Annotated in this window: 10 protein-coding genes and 3 pseudogenes; 11 read left to right on the top strand and 2 right to left on the bottom strand. The window is 72.4% G+C overall.

Going from position 1 to position 19,632, the window contains the following annotated elements; all coding sequences use genetic code 11:
* The first annotated feature begins 305 nt into the window (after nt 1–305).
* Nucleotides 306–1,786, top strand: a pseudogene (locus OJ254_RS02435) (maltokinase N-terminal cap-like domain-containing protein).
* A 346-nt stretch (nt 1,787–2,132) separates the two neighbouring features.
* Nucleotides 2,133–4,307: a 1,4-alpha-glucan branching enzyme gene (gene glgB / locus OJ254_RS02440; protein WP_265365017.1), complete on the top strand. Its 2,175-nt coding sequence runs from the start codon at nt 2,133–2,135 to the stop codon at nt 4,305–4,307.
* Nucleotides 4,308–4,381: 74 nt separating this feature from the next.
* Here glgB and OJ254_RS02445 read toward each other — a convergent pair whose 3' ends face one another.
* Nucleotides 4,382–5,797, bottom strand: coding sequence for a cation:dicarboxylate symporter family transporter (locus OJ254_RS02445; RefSeq protein WP_265361052.1), 1,416 nt, complete (start codon nt 5,795–5,797; stop codon nt 4,382–4,384).
* Nucleotides 5,798–5,972: 175 nt separating this feature from the next.
* On the opposite strand from OJ254_RS02445, the gene OJ254_RS02450 reads away from it, so the two are divergent.
* From OJ254_RS02450 to OJ254_RS02485, 8 genes and pseudogenes are all read left to right on the top strand, one after another.
* The gene (locus OJ254_RS02450; RefSeq protein ID WP_265361053.1) at nt 5,973–7,631 is read left to right on the top strand and encodes a sensor histidine kinase; all 1,659 of its coding nucleotides are present in this window, start codon (nt 5,973–5,975) and stop codon (nt 7,629–7,631) included.
* Between the two features lie 7 nt (nt 7,632–7,638).
* Nucleotides 7,639–8,358 (top strand): response regulator, encoded by a 720-nt coding sequence (locus tag OJ254_RS02455; protein ID WP_265361054.1) that lies wholly within the window; start codon nt 7,639–7,641, stop codon nt 8,356–8,358.
* Between the two features lie 88 nt (nt 8,359–8,446).
* Nucleotides 8,447–9,810 (top strand): annotated as a pseudogene (locus OJ254_RS02460) (extracellular solute-binding protein).
* Nucleotides 9,807–10,727: a carbohydrate ABC transporter permease gene (locus OJ254_RS02465; RefSeq protein WP_423835808.1), complete on the top strand. Its 921-nt coding sequence runs from the start codon at nt 9,807–9,809 to the stop codon at nt 10,725–10,727. Before OJ254_RS02460 ends, OJ254_RS02465 begins: the two are co-directional and overlap by 4 nt.
* 4 nt (nt 10,728–10,731) lie before the next feature.
* Nucleotides 10,732–11,565: pseudogene (locus tag OJ254_RS02470) on the top strand (carbohydrate ABC transporter permease); the annotation flags it as partial.
* A 157-nt stretch (nt 11,566–11,722) separates the two neighbouring features.
* Complete coding sequence (locus OJ254_RS02475; protein ID WP_265361055.1) at nt 11,723–12,430, top strand: helix-turn-helix domain-containing protein; 708 nt, start codon at nt 11,723–11,725, stop codon at nt 12,428–12,430.
* Between the two features lie 206 nt (nt 12,431–12,636).
* Nucleotides 12,637–13,437, top strand: a complete 801-nt coding sequence (locus tag OJ254_RS02480) for an ABC transporter ATP-binding protein (protein WP_265361056.1) — start codon at nt 12,637–12,639, stop codon at nt 13,435–13,437.
* 80 nt (nt 13,438–13,517) lie between these two features.
* Nucleotides 13,518–16,112: an ABC transporter permease gene (locus tag OJ254_RS02485; RefSeq protein ID WP_265361057.1), complete on the top strand. Its 2,595-nt coding sequence runs from the start codon at nt 13,518–13,520 to the stop codon at nt 16,110–16,112.
* A 155-nt stretch (nt 16,113–16,267) separates the two neighbouring features.
* On the opposite strand, the gene OJ254_RS02490 is transcribed toward OJ254_RS02485, so the two are convergent.
* Nucleotides 16,268–17,293 (bottom strand): ATP-dependent 6-phosphofructokinase, encoded by a 1,026-nt coding sequence (locus tag OJ254_RS02490; RefSeq protein WP_265361058.1) that lies wholly within the window; start codon nt 17,291–17,293, stop codon nt 16,268–16,270.
* 231 nt (nt 17,294–17,524) lie between these two features.
* Here OJ254_RS02490 and pta point away from each other — a divergent pair, with 231 nt between their 5' ends.
* A complete protein-coding gene (gene pta / locus OJ254_RS02495) occupies nt 17,525–19,618 on the top strand; it encodes a phosphate acetyltransferase (RefSeq protein WP_265361059.1) in 2,094 nt (697 codons plus the stop codon).
* Nucleotides 19,619–19,632 lie beyond the last annotated feature (14 nt).

Here is a 19,632-nt window from a genome sequence, read left to right on the forward strand (position 1 = left end):
GCACCGAGCATCCCGCCCGTACGCGGCCGCATCCCGCGTACGGGCGTTTTTTGACCTTTCGCTCGGGCAGTCTCCTTACTACCGCACGGGCCGGGTGAGCCCTCGGTGGTCCCCGGTTCGAGGGGGACCACCGCGCAGCGGACACGCGCACCGGCACGACCGCTGCCGCGATCCCGACACCCCCGCCGGGAGGATCTTCACACCCTCCGTCCGGGGGTACCGCCACCGCGCCACCGCACAGTGAAGGCCGCATTCCGGGACACTTTGCCCTACCTGTCGTGTGCCCGGGGAAAGGACGCGACGCCATGTCGGACACCGCCCCGACCCGTGCCACCCGTAACACCCCTGACCACCGTCCGCTCGTCACCGCCCCCGATCTGCTCTCCTCGCTGGCACCGCTGCTCGCCGAATGGGTACCCCGCCAGCGCTGGTTCGCCGGCAAGGGGCGGCTTCTCACCGGCTTCGCCCTGCTGTCCGCGACCGAGCTGCTGCCGTGCGCCGGCGACGGCACCTCGCCCGGCCTGCTGCAGCTGCTGGTCCGGGCCCAGCAGAGCTCCCCGCCGAGCCGCACACCGGCCGGCGGGACCGCTACCAGCTGCTGCTCGGGGTGCATCCGGCGCCGCCGCCCCAGCTGGCACGGGCGGTGATCGGCCGGCCCGGCGGCGGCCCGCTGCGCGGCCGGGTGGTCTACGACGCACTGCTGGACAACCGGCTCTGCGGGCTGCTGCTGGAACGGCTGCGGGTCCCCGGGCGGCTCGGGGCCCTGCGCTTCTGCCGCGAACCCGACGCGGACATCCCCTCCGGACTACCGGCCCGGCCGATCGCCGTCGAGCAGTCCAACTCCTCGATCGTGTACGGGAATTCGTTCATCCTGAAGGTCTTCCGGCGGATCGAGCCGGGCATCAACCCCGATCTGGAACTGCCCCGGGCACTGGCGGACGCCAAGTGCGCCCGGGTCCCGGCACCCGCCGCGTGGTTCGAGTCGGCGGTCGCCGAGGAGAACGGCGAGGCGACCACGCTGGGCGTGCTCCAGCCGTTCCTGCCGGGCTCGGCGGACGGCTGGCAGCTGGCGCTCAACGCGCTCGCCGTCCGCGCCGACTTCACCGGTTCGGCCCGGGCGCTCGGGCACGCCACCGCCGAGGTGCACACCGCGCTGGCCCAGACGCTGCCGACCACCGAGCTGCGCCGCCCGCAGCTCGACGTGATCGCGGCCCAGATGATCGAGCGGCTGGAGGCCACCGCCCGGGCGGTACCCGTGCTCCAGCCCTACCGCGCCCGGCTGCGCACCGCCTTCGACGCGCTGGCCGCGGTCGGGCACGACGGCCGCAGCTGGGCCGCCCAGCGCATCCACGGCGACCTGCACCTGGGCCAGACGCTGCGCTCCGCCGACGAGGGCCGCTGGTCGCTGATCGACTTCGAGGGCGAACCGGCCCGTCCGCTGGCCGAGCGGCGCAAGCTGCAGCCCGCGGTGCGGGACGTCGCGGCCATGCTGCGCTCCTTCGACTACGCGGCGCGCAGCGGGCCGGCCGGCGCGGACCCCTGGGCGCTGGAGTGGGCCCGGCGCACCCGGGCCGCGTACTGCCTGGGCTATGCCGAGGCCGGCGGGCTCGATCCGCGCTCCGCGCCCGAGCTGATGCGGGCCTACGAGACCGACAAGGCGGTCTACGAGGTGCTCTACGAGGCCCGGCACCGGCCCGACTGGCTGTCCGTCCCGATGGCCGCGGTCCGGCGGCTGGCGGCGGGCGGCGAACCGGCCGTGGGCGTGGACGGATCCGGCCCGCCCTGACCCGCCCGCCCCGAGCCGACGACGCGACCCCCGACGCACCGCCGACGCACCGCCCCCCCCCGAGGAGGCCCCGCCCGTGACCGCCGCCCCACCGCCGTCCCGCCCCACCCCTCCCGACCCCGCGTCCACACCGGACGGGGCCGCCGCGAGCGCGACCGGGCCCGCCGCCCCCGGCCCCGGGACCGCGGCCCCCGGCAGCCGCGGCGCCCCGGCGTCCGGCACCCGTCCGCCCGCGCCCCGGGAAGCGGCCGCCGCACCCGGCGACCGGCCCGCCCGGCCACCCGGGACCGCGGCCGCCGCGGCGCGGCCCGGCACCGGCGGCCGCGGCGTACGGGCCGCCACCCCGCTGTCGGACGAGGACCGCGGCCGGCTGCTGGCCGGCGCGCACCACGACCCGCACGCGCTGCTCGGCGCCCACCCCGTGCGCGGCGGGCTGCTCATCCGTACCCTTCGGCCGTTCGCGAGCGGTGTCACCGTCCTGGCGGACGGGCTGCGCGCCGAGCTGCACTCCGAGGGCGACGGGCTGTTCGCCGGCGTGCTGCCGCTGCGCACCGTCCCGGAGTACCGGCTGCTGGTCGACTACGGCGAGAGCACCGCGACCGTGCACGACCCGTACCGCTTCCTGCCCACGCTGGGCGAACTCGACCTGCACCTGTTCAGCGAGGGCCGGCACGAGCAGCTCTGGCGGGCGCTGGGCGCCCACGTCATGGACCACCAGGGCGTGACCGGCACCCGCTGCACGGTCTGGGCGCCCAACGCGCAGGGCGTCCGCGTCGTCGGCAACTTCAACTGCTGGGACGGCACCGGCCATCCGATGCGGTCGCTGGGTTCCTCCGGTGTCTGGGAGCTGTTCCTGCCGGACCTCGGCGAGGGCGAGCTGTACAAGTTCGAGATCACCCGGCCGGACGGCTCGCGGACGGTGCGCGCCGACCCGATGGCCCGCCGGACCGAGTGCCCGCCGGCCACCGCCTCGGTCGTGCACACCTCGCGCCACCGCTGGCAGGACGACGACTGGATGGCGCGGCGCTCCCAACGTCCGGTCCACCAGGCGCCGTTCTCCGTCTACGAGGTGCACCTGGCGTCCTGGCGCCCCGGTCTCACCTACCGGCAGCTCGCCGCCCAGCTGCCGGCCTACGTCAAGGACCTGGGCTTCACCCACGTCGAGTTCATGCCGGTCGCCGAGCACCCCTTCGGCGGGTCCTGGGGCTATCAGGTGACCGGCTTCTACGCGCCGACGGCCAGGATGGGCACGCCGGACGACTTCAAGTTCCTGATCGACGCCCTGCACCGGGCGGGCATCGGCGTGCTGATGGACTGGGTGCCGGCACACTTCCCGCGCGACGACTGGGCGCTGGCGGAGTTCGACGGGCGGCCGTTGTACGAGCCGCAGGACCCGTCCCGGGCCGCGCACCCCGACTGGGGCACCCTGGAATTCGACTACGGCCGCACCGAGGTCCGTAACTTCCTGGTGGCCAACGCGGTGTACTGGTGCGAGGAGTTCCACATCGACGGACTGCGGGTGGACGCGGTCGCCTCGATGCTCTACCTCGACTACTCCCGCGAGGACGGCGGCTGGACCCCGAACGTCAACGGCGGCCGGGAGAACCTCGACGCGGTGGCCTTCCTCCAGGAGATGAACGCCACGGTCTACCGGCGCTGCCCCGGCGTCGTCACCATCGCCGAGGAGTCCACCGCCTGGGACGGCGTCACCCGCGCCACCCACCACGTCGGGCCCGGCGGCTTCGGCGGTCTGGGCTTCGGCCTGAAGTGGAACATGGGCTGGATGCACGACTCGCTCGGCTACGTCTCCAAGGAGCCGGTGCACCGCAAGTACCACCACGGCGAGATGACCTTCTCGATGATCTACGCCTACTCCGAGAACTACGTGCTGCCGATCTCGCACGACGAGGTGGTGCACGGCAAGCAGGCACTGGTGTCGAAGATGCCCGGGGACTGGTGGCAGCAGCGCGCCAACCACCGGGCGTACCTGGGCTTCATGTGGGCGCACCCGGGCAAGCAACTCCTCTTCATGGGGCAGGAGTTCGCCCAGGGCGCGGAGTGGGCGGAACGCCACGGCCCGGACTGGTGGCTGCTCGACCCGTCGTACGAGGCAGAACCGGACCACCGGGGCGTCCGCGATCTGGTCCGGGAGCTGAACCGGCACTACGCCGCGACCCCGGCGCTGTGGGAGCGGGACACCGAACCGGCCGGCTTCCAGTGGATCGACGGCGACGCGAGCGAGGACAACGTCTTCTCGTTCCTCCGTTTCGCCGCCGACGGTGCCCCGCTGGTGTCGGTCACCAACTTCTCGCCGGTCGTCCGGCACGGGTACCGGATCGGCGTCCCGGACGACGTCCCGGTCTGGCGCGAGGTGCTCAACACCGACGCGGCGCGCTACGGCGGCAGCGGCGTGGCCAACCCCGATCCGCTGAAGACCGAAACGGTGCCCTGGAACGGGCGGACCAGCTCCGTCCCGCTGGTGCTGCCGCCGCTGGCCACGATCTGGCTCCAGCCGGCGTAGGCGTTCCCGCTGACGGCCGAAGGGGCGGACGCCGCGACCGGCGTCCGCCCCTTCTCCCCTGCTGCGGCCGTGGATCAGACCGTGGCGGACTCCTTCGCCCCGCCGTCCCGGGGGCCGGCGACCGCGGCGGGCGGCGCCGGGTCCGCGGCCGGGCCGTGCGCGTCGACGGACAGCGTCTTCTCGTCGAACGGGATCCGGCCGGCCAGCACCTCGGCCGCCCGGGCCCGGTCGATCTCCTTGGTCCAGGTCCCGACGAGCACGGTGGCGACCGCGTTGCCGGCGAAGTTGGTCAGCGCCCGGGCCTCGCTCATGAAGCGGTCGATGCCGACGATCAGGCCGACGCCGTCGACCAGTTCGGGGCGGTGCGACTGCAGGCCGCCGGCCAGCGTGGCCAGGCCCGCGCCGGTGACACCGGCGGCCCCCTTGGACGCGATGATCATGAAGACCAGCAGCGAGATCTGCTGTCCGAGCGCGAGCGGCTTGCCCATCGCCTCGGCCACGAACAGCGAGGACATCGTCAGGTAGATCGCGGTGCCGTCGAGGTTGAAGCTGTAGCCGGTCGGGACGGTGATGCCGACCACCGGCTTGCTGACGCCCAGGTGCTCCATCTTCGCGATCAGCCGGGGCAGCGCCGACTCCGAGGAGGACGTCGACAGGATCAGCAGGAACTCCCGGGCGAGGTACTTCAGCAGCAGGAAGATGTTGACCCCGGCGACCAGCCGGAGCAGCGCGCCGAGCACCACGATCACGAACAGCAGACAGGTGACGTAGAAGCCGACCATGATGATGGCCAGCGACTTCAGCGCGTCCAGGCCGGTCTCGCCGACCACCGCCGCGATCGCGCCGAAGGCACCCACCGGCGCCGCCCACATGATCATGGCCAGCACCCGGAAGACCAGCTTCTGCAGGTGGCCGACGCCGCGCAGCACCGGCTCGCCCGCCGAGCCCAGCGCCTGCAGTCCGAAGCCGACCAGCAGCGCCACCAGCAGCGTCTGCAGCACCTCGCCCTGGGTGAAGGCGGAGACCAGCGTGGTGGGGATCATGCCGAGCAGGAACTCGGGCAGCGATTCGGCGCTGCCCGAGGCCTGCGCGTGGCCCGCGTGCCGCACGGATTCGGTCAGGTGCAGCCCGGAGCCGGGCTCCAGGACGTTCCCGACGACCAGGCCGATGGCCAGCGCGACGGTCGACATCACCATGAAGTAGCCGAGGGCCAGTCCGCCCACCGCGCCGACCTTGGCGGCCTTACGGACCGAGCCGACGCCCAGCACGATGGTGCAGAAGATGATCGGCGAGATCATCATCTTGATCAGGTTCACGAACCCGGTACCGAGCGGCTTGAGCTCGACGGCGACACCGGGGGCGGCGAAGCCCACGATGATGCCGAGGAGCACCGCCCCGATCACGGCGATGTAGAGGAAGTGGGTCCGGTCCCGCTTCGCCGGCGCGGCTTCCTCGGTGGTTGCCCCGGACGGCGGGGTCTGTGCAGCCACGGCTGCCTCCTCGGGTCTACGGTCCTGCGCCTGATCTGGGGCACCACCCAGGCCGTTCAGGCACTGGGGAGGCTCGGCGCACGATGAGTCCCGGCGACTATGCAGGCCCACTGTGGCGCCCGTCACCCTTACGTACATTTCGTTCACGTAAAAGTGACCCGGCAGACTGTTCCGTATGCGACTCCCCCGACCCCGCGGGCCCCGGTGGCCCGGCCGGCTGCGCGGCCCCCGCAGCCTGGCCGGCCAGCTCTTCGCCATGCAGGTGGTGCTGGTCGCGGTGGTCGTCGTGGGCTGCGCCGGGTTCGCGTACCTCAGTGCCGGGCGGCAGGCGGAGGAGACGGCGCAGCGGCAGGCGACCGCGGCCGCGACCGCCGTGGCCGATTCCCCGGCCGTGGTGGCGGCGGCCCGCACCAAGCACCCGACGGCCGCGCTCCAGCCGTACACCGAGCGGCTGCGGCGCGACGCGGGGGTGGACTTCGTGGTCGTGATGGCTCCGGACGGGACCCGCTGGACGCATCCGGAGCCGTCCGCGATCGGGCGGAAGTACCTGGGGCACATCGGCCCGGCACTGCACGGCCGGATCTTCCCGGAGACGCACCTGGGGGTGCTCGGCCCGTCCGTACGGGTGGTCGCCCCGGTCCGCGATCCGCGGGCCGGCGGCCGGATCACCGCGCTGGTCAGCTCGGGGATCACGATCAAGACGATCAGCCGGCAGCTGCGCGAGCAGGTGCTCGCGGTGGTCGGGGTGGCCGCGGCGGCGCTGGTGCTGGGCGGTGCCGGCACGTACGTGATCAACGCCCGGCTGCGCCGCCACACCCACGGCATGAACGCCCAGGAGCTCGGCCGGATGCACGACTACCACCAGGCGGCGCTGCACGCCGTGCGCGAGGGGCTGCTGATGCTGGACGGGCGGCGCCGGGTCGCGCTGATCAACGACGGCGGGCGGGAGCTGCTGGGCCTGTCCGGGGACGCGGTGGGCCGGGCGGTGACCGAGCTGGGGCTGCCGGAGCCGCTGACCGAGGCGCTGCGGGAGCCCGGGCCGCGGGTCGACGAGCTGCATCTGACCCGCGACCGGGTGCTGGTGGTCAACTCCGCGCCGGTCTCCGGCGGCGAGCAGCGCGGCAGCGTCGTCACCCTGCGGGACCACACCGAACTCCAGGCGCTCTCCGGCGAGTTGGACTCGGTGCGGGGCTTCGCCGAGGCGCTGCGGTCGCAGGCGCACGAGGCCGCCAACCGGCTGCACACCGTGGTCTCGCTGATCGAGCTGGGCCGGGCCGAGGAGGCGGTGACGTTCGCCACCGCCGAGCTGGAACTGGCGCAGGCGCTGACCGACCAGGTCGTCGGGGCGGTCGCCGAACCGGTGCTGGCCGCGCTGCTGCTGGGCAAGGCCGCCCAGGCCAACGAGCGCGGGGTGGAGCTGACCCTGACACCGGACAGCCGGATCGACGACGGGGTACTGCCGCCCGGGCTGCCGACCCGGGACCTGGTGACGGTGCTGGGCAACCTCCTCGACAACGCCATCGACGCGGCGGCCCCGGGCCCGGAGCACGCCCCGGTCGCGCCGCCGCGGGTGCGGGTCACCGCCCGCGCGGACGGCGGCGAGCTGCTGCTGCGGGTGGCGGACAACGGGCCGGGGGTGGCCGCGGAGACCGCCGAGGAGATCTTCCGGCGGGGCTGGAGCACCAAGCAGGGCGCGGCCGGCCGCGGACTGGGGCTGGCTCTGGTGCGGCAGGCGGTGCGGCGCAACGGCGGCACCGTGACCCTGGAACGGGCGGCGGAGGGCGGCGCGCGGTTCACCGTGCGCCTGCCGCTGCGGACGGGAGCGTCGGCATGAGCAGGGCATGCGGGCCGGCCGGCCCGGCCGAGGGAGGTGGGTGGCGGTGAGCCCCTTGGACATCCGGGTGCTGGTCGTCGAGGACGATCCGGTGGCCGCCGACGCGCACGCCCTGTACGTCGGGCGGGTGCCCGGCTTCACCGTGTCCGGCACCGCGCACTCCATGGGCGACGCCCGCCGCCACCTCGACCAGCACCCGGTCGATCTGCTGCTGCTGGACCTGTATCTGCCCGACGGGCACGGGCTGCAGCTGGTGCGGACGCTGCGCGCGGCCGGGCACGGGGCCGACATCATCGCGGTCACCTCGGCCCGCGATCTGGCGATGGTCCGGGAGGGCGTCTCGCTGGGCGTGGTGCAGTACGTGCTGAAGCCGTTCACCTTCGCCACGCTGCGGGACCGGCTCACCCGGTACGCCGAGTTCCGCGCCACGAGCGGGGAGGCCAGCGGGCAGGACGAGGTGGACCGGGCGATCGCCGCGCTGCGCGCCCCGCGGCCGGCCGCGCTGCCCAAGGGGCTGACCGCGGCCACCCTGCGGGCGGTGACCGATGTGCTGCGGGCCGCCGAGCGCGGGCTGACCGCCGCCGAGGCCGCCGCCGACGTGGGCATTTCCCGGATCACCGCGCGCCGCTATCTGGAGCATCTGGTGGACGGCGGCCGGGCGGCCCGCGCGCCGCAGTACGGCCAGGTCGGCCGGCCCGAATTGCGCTACCGCTGGTCGGGCCATTGACCCGCTGTGATCGGTGACTTACGTTCAGCGGGCAGCACCCCACAGTGAGTTGACCGTGAGTTGGCCGTGGTCCCGCAGGAGGTCTGCCGTGCGTCCCACCGCTCCGCTGATTCTGCTCGTCGCCGCCGCCGTCGCCGCCGGGACGCTCACCGGCTGCGGCAGCGGGTCCGGCAGCGACAAGGACACCGTCAAGGTGGCCTTCATCAAGGACACCAACGCCAAGGTCACGGTGCGGGACGACTACATCCGCCTGGTGGCCCGGCAGTTCGAGAAGAACAACGCGGGCAAGAAGGTCCGGCTGATCCCGATCCAGGCGTCGGAGAACGACTACTACGCCAAGATCCAGCAGATGATGCGCTCCCCCAGGACCGCCCCCGACCTGGTCTACGAGGACACCTTCCTGGTCAACTCCGACATCAAGGCGGGGCTGCTGCGGCCGCTGGACGCGCAGGTGACGTCGTGGGCCGACTGGCGGCAGTTCGAGCCGGCCGCGAAGGCCGCGGCCCGGGGCCGGACGGGAGGACGTACGGCGTCCCGGACGGTACGGACACCCGCGGGCTGTGGTTCAACAAGAAGATCTTCCACCGGGCCGGGTTGCCGGCGAACTGGCGGCCGAGGAGCTGGGACGAGGTGCTGGCCGCGGCCCGGACCATCAAGAAGAAGGTCCCCGGGGTGATCCCGCTGAACGTCTTCACCGGCAAGGGCGCCGGCGAGGCGGCCGTGATGCAGGGCTTCGAGATGCTGCTGTACGGCACGGGGCGGGACCCGCTGTACGACCCGGCGGCCAAGAAGTGGGTCACCGGCAGCAAGGGCTTCCGGGACAGCCTGGCCTTCATCGACACCGTCTACAAGGAGGGGCTCGGCCCCGAGGTCTCCGACGCGCTCAGCCCCAACATCCAGACCAATGTGGCCGCCGAACTGCTCCCCGAGGAGAAGCTGGCGATCGACCTGGACGGCTCGTGGCTGGGCCAGCAGTGGCAGAAGACCGGCGGCGGCAACCCCTGGCCGCAGTGGTCGACGACGCTGGGCCAGACGCCGTTCCCCACCCAGCACGGTGGCCCGCCCGGCACGGTGAGCCTGGCCGGCGGCTGGACCTGGTCGGTGCCGCGGCGGGCCCAACAGCCCGACCTGGCCTGGAAGTTGATCCAGACCTTCCAGTCGAAGGCGAACGCGCTGGAGTGGTGCGTACGGGGCGCGCAGATCTCGGTGCGCAAGGACGTCGCGACCGATCCGCGCTATCTGAAGTCCGTCCCCGGCATCGGCTTCTTCACCTCGCTGGTGAAGGTCAGCCGCTTCCGTCCGGCGCTGCCCGAGTACCCGAAGGTCGCGGCGGCGATCGGGGAGGCGATGGAGGCGGTCACCGCCGATGACTCCTCGCCTGCCGAGGCGGCCAAGGACTACGACGAGGGCCTCGGGTCGATCGTGGACGGCCGGACCGTCGCCCGGCCGTGACCGGCACCGTCGCCGGCGCCCGGACCGCCGCGCCCGCCCGCACGCCGCGGGCCGTCCCGGTCCGCACCCGGCTGCTGCGCTGGTCGCCGCTGCTCCCGGCCACCGTCCTGCTGATGCTCTTCCTGGCCGGCCCGATCGCCTACTGCGTCTACCTGGCCTTCACCGACACCCAGCTGACCGGTCAGGAGTCGGCGTCCTTCGTGGGCCTGGCCAACTTCCGGCAGGCGTTCGGCGATCCGGGCTTCCGCAACGCGGTGGTGCTGACGCTGGTGTTCACGGTGCTCTCCTCGATCCTCGGGCAGAACACCCTCGGCCTGGCGCTGGCCGGTCTGATGCGGCGCGCCTCGCGTCCCGTGCGGGTGCTGACCGGTGCCGTGGTGATCACCGCCTGGGTGCTCCCGGAGATCGTCGCCGGCTTCCTGCTGTACACGTTCTTCGAGCGGCGCGGCACCCTGAACGCGGTGCTGTCCTGGCTCCATCTGCCCACCCAGAACTGGCTGTTCACGCTGCCGATCCTGGCGGTGTCGTTCGCCAACGTCTGGCGCGGTACGGCGTTCTCGATGCTGATCTACTCCGCGGCGCTGTCCGGGATCCCGCCGGAGGTCACCGAGTCCGCCGAGGTGGACGGCGCGGGCGGGCTGCGCCGGCTGTGGCACATCACGCTGCCGATGATCCGCCGTTCCATCGGCACGAACCTGATGCTCAACACCCTGCAGACGCTCTCCGTCTTCGGGCTGATCTGGGCGATGACCCGGGGCGGCCCGGGCAACCGCAGCCAGACGCTGCCGGTGTTCATGTACGACCAGGCGTTCCTGAAGTCGCTGATCGGCTACGGCACCGCGGTGGCACTGCTGTTGCTGCTGGTGGGCGCGGTGTTCGCGGCCGGCTGGCTGCGCCTGATGCGCGAGGAGGTCTGACGCGGTGCCGCTGCCCCTCCCCCGGCGGGTCGTCCGCCGGCTGGCCGCCGATGCCGGACTGCTGCTCGTCGCGGTGGCGTTCGCCGTTCCGCTGCTGTGGCTGGTGCTGGCGTCGCTGGACGCGCACGCCACGCTGCGGGTGCGGCCGCCGGCGCCCCCGACGCTGGGGAACTTCTCGGCGGTGCTGACCGACGAGATCACCTTCACGCCGATGCTCAACAGCCTGCTGATCTGCGGCGGCGCCACCCTGCTCACGGTGGTCTGCGCGGCGCTGGCCGCCTATCCGCTGTCCCGCTTCCGCTCCCGCTTCGCCCGCCCGTACCTGCTGACCATCCTGTTCTCGACGTGTCTGCCGATCACCGCGGTGATGGTGCCGGTGTACGGGCTGTTCGTGCAGATCAACCTGATCGACACCCGCTACGGCACCGCACTGTTCCTGGCCGCCGCCCAACTCCCGTTCGCTGTCTGGCTGATGAAGAACTTCATGGACGGGGTGCCGCGGGCCCTGGAGGAGGCGGCGTGGACCGACGGCGCGTCGTGGTGGCAGACCCTGCTGCGGGTGATCCTGCCGCTGATGGGGCCCGGACTCGCGGTGGTCGCCATCTACACCTTCATCATGATGTGGGGCAATTTCTTCGTGCCGTTCATGCTGCTGCTCTCCCCGGAGCAACTGCCCGCGTCGGTCAGCATTTTCAATTTCTTCGGCAATTACGGGGCCATCGCGTTCGGCGAACTCGCGGCATTCTCCCTCCTTTACTCGACACCGGTCGTGCTGCTGTACGTCCTCATTTCCCGGCGACTCGGCGGGGGTTTCGCGCTGGGCGGCGCCGTGAAGGGTAGTGAAGGAGAGGTGGGCCGGTCGACGCTGGTGAGCGACCCATCGACCGGAAATCTTCACGCCCCGACAGCGAAAAACCGACCGGCTAGGAGGTTCCTACGACTTTCATCCTTGGGTTTCCACACGATAGGTGCGAAGCCACATCGTCACTTACCGTATGCCGGTGAACACGCACGCCGGGGAGCCGCGCAGGCCCCCTTTCGACGCCACCGCCGCCCGCCGGCTCCGCGAGGCCCTCGGCATGACCCCCGCCCATGTCGCCTACGGAATTCGCGCCGCTTATGGAATTCCGGTCTCCCCGGCCACGGTGGCGTCCTGGGAATTGGGCGAAAGCGCTCCTACGGAATCCGAACTGACCGCGCTCGCCGGTGCCCTGTGGTGCGCGCCCGGCGAACTGCTCGGCGCCCCCGGCACCCTGCGCGAGTACCGCCTCGCGGCCGGTCTGGCACCGGACGCGCTCGCCCTGCGGATCGGCATGGACCAGGCCGGGTACGAGCGTCTGGAGGCGGGCGGGAAGTGGGGCGGCAGCGAGCGGCAGGCCGCCGCGCTGGCCGAGACGCTGGACCTGCCGCTGCCCGCGCTGCTCCGCTTCACCGGCCAGGACGCCAAGCTCTCCGAGCTGCTGACCAGCGCGGCCACCACCCGCTGGCAGGCGTACGTCCGGCCGGTCGGCAAGCTCGTCCCGGTGTCCAAGCAGCGGATCCAGGAGGTCCTGCAGGCGCTGCACGCCGACTACCAGGCGTCGATGGCGGCTACGCTCAATTGGGGCGGCGGCGACGGGACCGGGGAGTCGGGCGAGGCGGGTCGCGCCTTCCTCGACGGCATCCTCGCCGAGTTCTGGGCACGCATCGGCGATCTGCCCTGACCGCGCGCCCCGCCCGGCAGCGCGCGCACGACCCTGAGGGATCCCGTCGGTCCCAGGTCGTACGGCCGTCCCCCCAGAGATGGACTCCGGGGGCCGGTGTCACCCTTCCGATCGGTCCGGCTTTCCGTCCCTGGGGCCGACGACCAGGCTGACCTGCGCCTTCGAGAATGGGGAGGTCGAATTTCCCGTCCCCTTCCAGGAGTCCCGTGTCCCACCCGGCCGCCTTCCCGGGCCTTCCCGGCTCGTCCGCACCCACCCGCGCCGCCGGCGCCGTCGCCGCCCGCGCCACCGACCTGAGCAAGGTCTACGGCCAGGGGGAAACCCGGGTGGTGGCGCTGGACTCCGTCTCCGTGGACTTCGGCAAGGCCCGGTTCACCGCGATCATGGGCCCGTCCGGCTCCGGCAAGTCCACGCTGATGCACTGCATGGCGGGCCTGGACAAGATCTCCGGCGGTTCGGCCCGGATCGGGGACGTGGAGCTGGGGTCGCTCAACGACAAGCAGCTGACCCGGCTGCGCCGCGACAAGATCGGCTTCATCTTCCAGGCGTTCAACCTGCTGCCCACGCTCACCGCGCTGGAGAACATCACCCTCCCCATGGACATCGCGGGCCGCAAGCCCGACCGGGAGTGGATCAGCGCGGTCATCGAGACCGTCGGGCTGGGCGGACGGCTGGCGCACCGGCCGGCCCAGCTCTCCGGCGGCCAGCAGCAGCGGGTCGCGGTGGCCCGGGCGCTGGCCGCCCGGCCGGAGATCATCTTCGCCGACGAGCCGACCGGCAACCTCGACTCCCGCTCCGGCGCCGAAGTCCTGGGCTTCCTGCGCGAGTCGGTGCGGGCGATGGAGCAGACGGTGGTGATGGTCACCCACGACCCGGTCGCGGCCGGCTACGCGGACCGGGTGGTCTTCCTGGCCGACGGCCGGATCGTCGAGGAGCTGCACGAGCCGACCGCGGACGCGGTGCTCGACCGGATGCGGCTGTTCGACGCCAAGGGCCGGACCAGCTAGCCGAGGGCCGGACCAGCCGACGCGGGCCCGCCCGCACCTCATGTATCCCGAGCCCCGGACCCAGGACTGACACCACCACCATGCTGCGTACCGCACTGCGCAATGTCCTTGCGCACAAAGCCCGTTTGCTGATGACCGCCCTCGCGGTGCTGCTCGGCGTCGCCTTCGTCGCCGGCACCCTGATCTTCAGCGACACCGTCGGCGAGGCCGTCAAGAACGCCTCCACCAAGAACCTCAAGGACGTGGCCGTCTCCGTCCAGGCCATCAACGACGACCCCCATGGGCCCGTAGCCGTCCAAGCCGGCAAGGACGGCAAGCGGGCCACCGCCCTCGACGACCGGCTGGCGGACCGGATCCGCGCGCTGCCGGGCGTGGCCGCGGTACGGCCGGACGTCACCGGCCAGGCCACCCTGGCCGGCCGCGACGACCAGCCGGTCGGCAACGGCTGGCAGAACCTCGCGGTCAACTACCGCCCGGGCAAGGACGGCACGGACCCCCGCTACCCGCTCGTGCGGGGCCGCGGCCCGGCGAACGGCGGCGAGATCGCGCTGGCCGAGTCCACCGCCGAGGCGGCCGGGGTCACGCTCGGCGACACCGTACGGTTCGCCACCGACGGGCCGCTGCTGAAGAAGAAGCTGGTCGGCATCGTGCACAGCGACGACCCGCAGGTGACCGCGGGCGGCAGCCTGGCGCTCTTCGACACCGCCACCGCACAGCGGCTCTACCTGCACCCCGGACAGTTCGACGAACTGATCGTGTCGGCCACGCCCGGCACCGACCAGCAGGCCCTGACCGCCAAGGTCCGTGAGCTGCTGCCGAAGGACCGCGCCGAGGCGACCAGCGGCAGCACCCTCGCGGCCCAGCAGGCCCAGATGATCGCCCTGCAGAACAAGGCACTGAGCACGACCCTGCTGACCTTCGCCGGAATCGCCCTGTTCGTCGGGGTGTTCATCATCGCCAACACCTTCACCATGCTGATCTCGCAGCGCAGCCGGGAGATCGCGCTGCTGCGCGCGGTGGGTGCCTCGCGCCGCCAGGTGGTGCGCTCGGTGCTCGCCGAGGCGGCGCTGCTGGGCCTGGTCTCCTCGGTCGTCGGCTTCGCGCTGGGGCTGGGGATCGCGGTGGGCATGCGGACGGTGCTGAACGCCAACGGCGCGGGCTTCCCGGACGGTCCGGTGGTCATCGCCCCCACCACGGTGCTGGCCTCGCTGGCCGTGGGCGTCGTGGTGACCGTGCTCGCCGCCTGGCTGCCGTCCCGCAAGGCGGCCCGGATCGCGCCGGTGGAGGCGCTGACCACCGTCGAGGCGCCGCCCGCGCCCCGCAGCCTGGTCGTCCGCAACACCCTCGGTCTGCTGCTCACCGGCCTGGGCGTGGCGGTGATGCTGTACGTCTCCACCCTGAACAGCGGGGACGACGTGCCGATCGCCATGGCCGGTTCGGCGCTGACCCTGACCGGCGTGATCGTGCTGGCGCCGCTGCTGTCCCGGCCGCTGGTCTCGCTGGCCGGGCTGGTCACCACCCGGCTGTTCGGGGTCGCCGGAAAGCTGGCCAAGGAGAACGCGCTGCGCAATCCGCGCCGCACCGCGGCGACCGGGTCCGCGCTGATGATCGGGCTCACCCTGATCACCGGCATGACCGTGGTGGGCCACTCGGCACAGCTCGGCATGGACAAGATGGCGGCCGACGGGCTGACCGCGGACTACCGGATCAACACCTCGACGTTCGTCGGTCTGGACCCCGAGCTGTCGAAGAAGGTGGCGAAGGTCCCGGGCGTCGAGGCGGCAGCGCCGCTGCGCGGCACGGGCTTCAGCACCGGCGGCAGCGGCGAGGGCAGCTTCGGCTACCTCCGCGGCACCGACCTCACCCAGATCGACAAGGTCACCCGGATCACGTTCACCGAGGGCTCGCTGGACGCCGTCCGGGCCGGCGGGATCGCGATCTCGAAGACGGGCGCCAAGCTGCACGGCTGGCACGCCGGCGACACGGTGAGCGCCCGGTTCGGCGAAGGCCCCGAAGACGCCAAGAAGCGGCCGACCCGGCTGAAGGTCGCCGCCGTCTATCAGGACAACGAGATCCTCGGGGAGTCCTTCGCCGATGTCTCGCTGGTCGACCCGCACCTGTCCCTCGTGAAGAACGACGACCTGCTGGTGAAGGCGGCGGACGGGGCGTCCCCCGCGCTGACCAAGGAGATCCGGCACGCGCTCGGCGACAGTCCGCTGCTGAAGGTCCAGACCCGCGACGACCTGCGCAAGGAGGACGCCGGCAAGATCGACACCGTCGTCAACATGGTGTACGGACTGCTGGGCATGGCCGTGATCATCGCGGTGGTCGGTGTGGTCAACACCCTGGCGATGTCGGTGTTCGAGCGGACCCGGGAGATCGGACTGCTGCGGGCGATCGGCCTGGCGCGGACCGGCATCAAGCAGATGGTGCGGCTGGAGTCGGTGGTCATCTCGCTGTTCGGCGCGGTGCTCGGCATCGGGGTCGGGATCTTCCTGGCCTGGGCCGGCGGCAGCCTGGTCGGCTCGTCGTTCCCGACGTACGAGATGGTGCTGCCCTGGGGCAGGCTGGCGCTGTTCCTGCTGATCGCGCTGGTGGTCGGCGTCCTGGCGGCGCTGTGGCCGGCCCGCCGGGCGGCCCGGCTGAACACGCTGGAGGCGATCGGCGCCGAGTGAGGCGGCGGCCGAACCCGGCGGCACACGCAACGGCGGCGCGCCTTCCCCTGCCGGGGGAGGCGCGCCGCCGTGTTGGTTGCGCCGCCGTGTTGGTTGCGCCGCCGTGTGCGGGTTCGCCGCCGTGGTGGTTTCGCCGCGGTGCGGGGGGGGCCGGCTCAGAAGACCGACTCGGCCTCGTCCATCCGCCACCCCGGCACGGTCTTGAGCTCGGTGATCGCGTCGGCCAGCGGCACCATCGTGATGTCCGTGCCGCGCAGTGCGGTCATCCTGCCGAAGTCACCGCGGTGCGCGGCCTCGACGGCGTGCCAGCCGAAGCGGGTGGCCAGCACCCGGTCGTACGCGGTCGGGGTGCCGCCGCGCTGGACGTGACCGAGGATGACCGGCCGGGCCTCCTTGCCGAGGCGGTGCTCCAGTTCGCGGGCGAGGGCGGTGCCGATGCCCTGGAAGCGCTCGTGGCCGAACTGGTCGATGGCGCCCTTGCCGTAGTCCATGGAACCCGGCGCCGGGTGTGCGCCCTCGGCGACGCAGATGACCGCGAACTTCTTGCCGCGGGAGAACCGCTCCTCGACCATCGTGCACAGGTCGGCCGGGTCGAAGGGGCGCTCGGGCAGGCAGATGGCGTGGGCGCCGCCGGCCATCCCGGACTCCAGCGCGATCCAGCCGGCGTGCCGGCCCATCACCTCGACGACCATGACCCGCTGGTGGGACTCCGCGGTGGTCTTGAGGCGGTCGATGGCCTCGGTCGCCACGCCGACGGCGGTGTCGAAGCCGAAGGTGCGGTCGGTGGAGGAGATGTCGTTGTCGATGGTCTTGGGGACGCCGACAACGGGCAGCCCGGCGTCCGACAGCATCCGGGCCGCGGTGAGGGTGCCCTCGCCGCCGATCGGGATCAGGACGTCGATGCCGTAGTCCTTGGAGTGGTCCTTGGCGTCCTCGCAGGCCTCTTGCAGTCGGGCGCGCTCCAGACGGGAGGAGCCGAGGATGGTGCCGCCGCGGGCGAGGATGCCGCTGACCGCCTCCAGGTCCAGCTTGCGGAAGCGGCCGTCGAGCAGGCCGGCGAAGCCGTCCTCGAAACCTATGACCTCGTCGCCGTGGCCGGTGAGGGCGCGGTGGACGACGGACCGGATCACAGCGTTCAGGCCGGGGCAGTCGCCGCCTGCGGTGAGGACTCCGATACGCATCGTGCTGTGTCTCCTGTGCTCGCTGTGGGTTCCTGAGCCGGTCCGATTGTTTCACGGGCCCGACGGGTCCCGGCCTCACACATCGACCCCACCCCTACTGTCCCCGCCCGGCCCTCTCAAGGGAAACTGGAAGAGCGACCTAGCCACACGCGCAGGTATTGTCAAGAGGGGCAAGCCCACCATAACGGCCAATTTTGACCTTGCGACCACGGAATGGATTGGAGAGCACGCGTGACGCGCAGCGTATACGTGACCGGTATCGACCGCGGCGACGGCCGCCAGGTCGTCGAGCTGGGAGTCATGGAGCTCCTGACCCGCCACGTCGACCGGGTGGGGGTCTTCCGCCCGCTGGTCCACGACGGACCGGACCGCCTCTTCGACCTGCTGCGGGCCCGCTACCGGCTCTCCCAGTCCCCCGACACCGGGTACGGCATGGCCTACGACGAGGCCGCCACGCTCCAGGCCGAGCGCGGCACCGACGAGCTGGTCTCGCAGCTCGTCGACCGCTTCCACGCGGTCGCCCGCGACTACGAGTACGTCCTGGTCCTCGGCTCGGACTACGCCGACACCAGCCTCCCGGACGAGCTGAGCCTCAACGCCCGGCTCGCCAACGAATTCGGCGCCTCGCTGATCGCCGTCGTCGGCGGCCAGGGCCAGGAAGCCGAGTCGGTCCGCGCCGAGGCCCACAACGCCTACCGGGCGTTCGAGACGCACGGGTGCGATGTGGTCGCCGTGGTCGTCAACCGGGTGGCCCCCGAGCTGCGCGAGGCGGTCGTCGAGCGGCTCGCCGCCCGCCTGCCGGTGCCTTGCTACGCGCTTCCCGAGGACGGCTCGCTCTCCGCGCCGACCGTCGCCCAGATCGTGCACACCCTCGGCGCCGAGATACTCCTGGGCGACGACTCCGGCCTGGCCCGGGACGCCCGCGACTTCGTCTTCGGCGGCGCCATGCTGCCGACCTTCCTCAAGGCCCTCACCCCCGGCTGCCTCGTGGTGACCCCCGGGGACCGGGCCGACCTGGTCATCGGCTCGCTCGCCGCGCACAGCGCCGGGGCCCCGCCGATCGCCGGTGTGCTGCTCACCCTCGACGAGCGGCCCGGCCCCGACATCATGGCGCTGGCCGGCCGGCTCGCCCCCGGCACCCCGGTGATCTCCGTACCGGGCGGCTCCTTCCCGACCGCCGGCGAGCTGTTCGCCATCGAGGGCAAGCTCAACGCCGCCTCCCCGCGCAAGGCGGAGACCGCGCTGGGCCTCTTCGAGCGGCACGTGGACACCGTCGAGCTGACCAACCGGATCTCGGTGGCCCGCTCCGGCCGGGTCACCCCGATGATGTTCGAGCACGAGTTGATCGAGCGGTCCCGCTCCGGCCGCCGCCGGGTGGTCCTCCCCGAGGGCACCGAGGAGCGGGTGCTGCGCGCCGCCGATGTGCTGCTGCGCCGCGACGTGTGCGACCTGACGCTGCTGGGCGAGGAGGAGGCGATCCGCAAGCGCGCCGCCGACCTGGCCATCGACCTGGCGGCCGCCCAGATCATCGACCCCCAGACCTCCGAGCTCCGCGAGCGGTTCGCCGAGCTGTACGCCAAGGTCCGCGCCCACAAGGGCGTCAGCTACGAGCTGGCCTACGACGTGGTCGCCGACGTCTCCTACTTCGGCACGCTGATGGTCCAGGAGGGCCTGGCCGACGGCATGGTCTCCGGTGCGGTGCACTCCACTGCGGCGACCATCCGCCCGGCCTTCGAGGTCATCAAGACCAAGCCGAACGCGCAGATCGTCTCGTCGGTGTTCTTCATGTGCCTGGCCGACCGGGTGCTGGTCTACGGCGACTGCGCGGTCAACCCGGACCCGAACGCCGAGCAGCTGGCCGACATCGCCATCCAGTCGGCCACCACCGCGGCCCAGTTCGGCGTCGAGCCGCGGATCGCGATGCTGTCGTACTCCACCGGCACCTCGGGCTCCGGCGCGGACGTCGACAAGGTCCGCAAGGCCACCGAGCTGGTCCGCGAACTCCGCCCGGACCTCAAGGTCGAGGGCCCGATCCAGTACGACGCGGCGGTGGACGCGGCGGTCGCGCAGACCAAGCTCCCGGAGTCCGACGTGGCCGGCAAGGCGACCGTGCTGATCTTCCCGGACCTCAACACCGGCAACAACACCTACAAGGCCGTGCAGCGCTCGGCCGGCGCGGTCGCCGTCGGCCCGGTCCTGCAGGGCCTGCGCAAGCCGGTCAACGACCTCTCGCGCGGTGCGCTGGTCCAGGACATCGTCAACACCGTCGCCATCACCGCCATCCAGGCGCAGGGTGCCCGGCCCGGCGCCGGACCCACCGCCTGACCCCGCCAAGCCCC

The sequence above is a fragment of the Streptomyces endophytica genome, from assembly GCF_026153355.1.
Taxonomy (GTDB): Bacteria; Actinomycetota; Actinomycetes; order Streptomycetales; family Streptomycetaceae; genus Streptomyces; species Streptomyces endophytica.

Coding starts and splice junctions, on each gene's coding strand:
- OJ254_RS02475 (WP_265361055.1), top strand. CDS start 11,723: ATGCCGGTGAACACGCACGCCGGGGAGCCGCGCAGGCCCCCTTTCGAC.
- OJ254_RS02455 (WP_265361054.1), top strand. CDS start 7,639: ATGCGGGCCGGCCGGCCCGGCCGAGGGAGGTGGGTGGCGGTGAGCCCC.
- OJ254_RS02485 (WP_265361057.1), top strand. CDS start 13,518: ATGCTGCGTACCGCACTGCGCAATGTCCTTGCGCACAAAGCCCGTTTG.
- OJ254_RS02450 (WP_265361053.1), top strand. CDS start 5,973: ATGCGACTCCCCCGACCCCGCGGGCCCCGGTGGCCCGGCCGGCTGCGC.
- OJ254_RS02490 (WP_265361058.1), bottom strand. CDS start 17,293: ATGCGTATCGGAGTCCTCACCGCAGGCGGCGACTGCCCCGGCCTGAAC.